Source organism: Bacteroides sp. CAG:633 (genome assembly GCF_000435115.1).
Classification (GTDB): domain Bacteria; phylum Bacteroidota; class Bacteroidia; order Bacteroidales; family Bacteroidaceae; genus Bacteroides; species Bacteroides ndongoniae.
Map to the genome: position 1 here is coordinate 1 of NZ_FR882944.1, position 2978 is coordinate 2978.

Here is a 2978-nt window from a genome sequence, read left to right on the forward strand (position 1 = left end):
CCGAAGGGGTGCGAGATGATGCCTCCCGCATTCTTAATCATTTTCACATCGCCGTTCTTGATGCCCAAAGCCGCTGGCAGCAACTCCGTCAGCCGGGTGTCCATACACGACAGGATGGCAATCTTCTTGTCGGGATATTTCGTCGTGATGTACTTCTCGTATCCCTTGTCGGCCACAAACTGCTTGTTGAATTTCAGAATTTCGTCTATCATAAATTCAGTTGTTAAAGAATCGGTTCATATTCACATCGCGGCACACAGCCGTCGGCCCGTGCACCGCACGAACAAAAGTAAAAAAACTCCGTGAAACTCTGTGTACTCTGTGGTGAATAAAGTACCTTTGAGGCCATAATTCATTAAATCTTCCGATTATGGCCAAAGAGAAAACCGTCTACGTATGCAGCAACTGCGGACAAGAGTCGCCCAAATGGCAGGGCAAGTGCCCCGCGTGCGGACAGTGGAATACCTTCGTCGAAGAAATCGTACGCAAGGAGCCCACCAATAAACGCCCCGTTTCGGGCATCGAGACCGTCAAGTCCAAGCCCGTCACCCTAGACGAGATTGAAGCGGCCGACGAACCCCGCATCGACCTGCACGACGCCGAACTGAACCGCGTACTGGGTGGCGGACTGGTGCAAGGGTCGCTGGTGCTGATAGGCGGAGAGCCGGGCATCGGCAAGTCGACACTGGTGCTGCAAACCGTCCTGCGGATGCCCGAGAAACGCATCCTCTACATCTCGGGCGAGGAAAGCGCGCGACAGCTGAAACTGCGTGCCGAACGGCTGACGAAACAATCGTCGGACTGTCTCATCGTGTGCGAGACGTCGCTCGAACAGATCTACGTCCACATCAAGAACACACGCCCCGACCTGGTCATCATCGACTCCATACAAACCATTTCGACCGAAGCACTGGAATCCTCACCGGGCAGCATCGCCCAGGTGCGCGAGTGCGCCGCCAGCATTCTGCGCTTCGCCAAGGAAACGCATACGGCAGTCATCCTGATTGGCCACATCAACAAGGAAGGCAGCATTGCAGGTCCCAAAGTGCTGGAACACATCGTCGATACCGTCCTTCAGTTCGAGGGCGACCAGCACTACATGTACCGCATTCTGCGCAGCATCAAGAACCGCTTCGGCAGCACCGCCGAACTGGGCATCTACGAAATGCGTCAGGACGGTCTGCGCCAAGTGAGCAACCCCTCCGAACTGCTGCTGAGTCAGGATCACGAAGGCATGAGTGGTGTGGCCATCGCCTCGGCCATCGAAGGCGTACGTCCCTTCCTCATCGAGACACAGGCACTGGTCAGTTCCGCCGTTTACGGCAATCCGCAACGCTCGGCCACGGGTTTCGACATCCGCCGCATGAACATGCTGCTGGCCGTGCTCGAAAAGCGTGTAGGCTTTAAGCTGGCGCAGAAAGACGTTTTCCTCAACATTGCGGGCGGCCTCAAGGTGAACGACCCGGCCATCGACCTGGCCGTCATCAGCGCCATCCTCTCCAGCAACATGGATGCGGAAATTGAGCCGGGCGTCTGCATGGCAGGCGAGATAGGCCTCTCGGGCGAAATCCGCCCCGTGAACCGTATCGAACAACGCATCGGCGAGGCCGAGAAACTGGGTTTCAAACAGTTCCTCCTGCCTAAGTACAACCTGCAGGGGCTGAACACGAAGAAACTGAGCATCGAACTGGTGCCGGTGAGGAAGGTGGAAGAAGCATTCAGGGCACTGTTTGGATAGAGATATAAAACGCAGATTAACGCAGATTGACGCAAAGTAAATTTACTATGGTAAATATAGATAAAGAAACAAACGAATTATCCTATCAAGTACTGGGATGTGCATATAATGTACATAAAGAACTGGGACCTGGTTTATTGGAAAGTGTGTATGAAGCCTGTCTGTGTTATGAGCTGAGTGGAAAGAATATCCATTACGAACGGCAAAAGCCTTTACCAGTCTTATATAAAGGTATAACATTGGATTGCGGTTACCGCATCGATATCTTAGTAGAGAACAAAATCATTATCGAACTGAAAACTGTGGAGAAAATTTTACCTATCCATACAGCACAGATAATGACTTATTTAAGATTGAGCCAAGTTCATTTAGGCTTACTTATTAATTTCTATAATATGAATTTGCAGAATGGCATAAGAAGATATGTCCTTTAATTTGCGATAATCTGCGTTAATCTGCGTTTAATAAAACAATATGATACAAGAATATAACATCAGAGTGCTACCCGAAGTAGCCGCTAACGAACAGCAATTGAAAGCCTACCTCGTACACGAGAAAGGCCTTGACGAGAAAACCCTCAACGCCACCCGTATCCTGAAGCGGAGCATCGATGCCCGCCAGCGGACAGTGTTTGTCAACCTCACCGTACGTGCCTACGTCAACGAAGTGCCCAAAGACGACGAATACCAGCACACCGTATACAACAATGTAGAAGGTCGCCCCCAAGTCATCGTCGTAGGTGCCGGCCCCGGCGGACTCTTCGCCGCCCTGCGCCTCATCGAACTGGGATTGCGCCCCATTGTGGTAGAGCGCGGCAAGGACGTACGCGAACGCAAAAAAGACCTTGCCCAGATAAGCCGCACGCAGGCGGTAGACCCTGAGTCGAACTACAGCTTCGGCGAAGGTGGCGCAGGAGCCTACTCCGACGGCAAGTTGTACACCCGTAGCAAGAAGCGCGGCAATGTGGACAAGATACTTAACGTCTTCTGCCAGCACGGCGCATCCACCTCCATTCTAGTGGACGCACACCCGCACATCGGCACCGACAAACTGCCCCGCGTCATCGAGAACATGCGCAACACCATCCTTCAGTGCGGCGGTGAAGTTCACTTCCAGACCCGTATGGACGCCCTGCTCATCGAAGGCGATGAAGTAAAGGGCATCGAGACCAACACGGGACAGACATTCCTCGGTCCCGTCATCCTGGCTACCGGCCACTCTGCCCGCGACGTCTATCGCT

The 2978-nt window shown here is 52.9% G+C and carries 3 protein-coding genes and 1 pseudogene; 3 read left to right on the plus strand and 1 reads right to left on the minus strand.

Annotated elements, in window-relative coordinates:
• Positions 1-212, minus strand: a pseudogene (locus QVP67_RS00355) (carbonic anhydrase); the annotation flags it as partial.
• Between the two features lie 158 nt (positions 213-370).
• Here QVP67_RS00355 and radA point away from each other — a divergent pair.
• From radA to QVP67_RS00370, 3 genes are all read left to right on the plus strand, one after another.
• On the plus strand, positions 371-1738 hold the full coding sequence (gene radA, locus QVP67_RS00360) for a DNA repair protein RadA (protein ID WP_022161581.1): 1368 nt from the start codon (positions 371-373) through the stop codon (positions 1736-1738).
• Positions 1739-1785: 47 nt separating this feature from the next.
• A complete protein-coding gene (locus QVP67_RS00365) occupies positions 1786-2172 on the plus strand; it encodes a GxxExxY protein (protein WP_022161582.1) in 387 nt (128 codons plus the stop codon).
• 40 nt (positions 2173-2212) lie between these two features.
• Positions 2213-2978: NAD(P)/FAD-dependent oxidoreductase (locus tag QVP67_RS00370; protein ID WP_288179736.1), on the plus strand; the 766-nt coding region annotated here is incomplete at its 3' end.

Coding starts and splice junctions, on each gene's coding strand:
- radA (WP_022161581.1), top strand. CDS start 371: ATGGCCAAAGAGAAAACCGTCTACGTATGCAGCAACTGCGGACAAGAG.
- QVP67_RS00365 (WP_022161582.1), top strand. CDS start 1,786: ATGGTAAATATAGATAAAGAAACAAACGAATTATCCTATCAAGTACTG.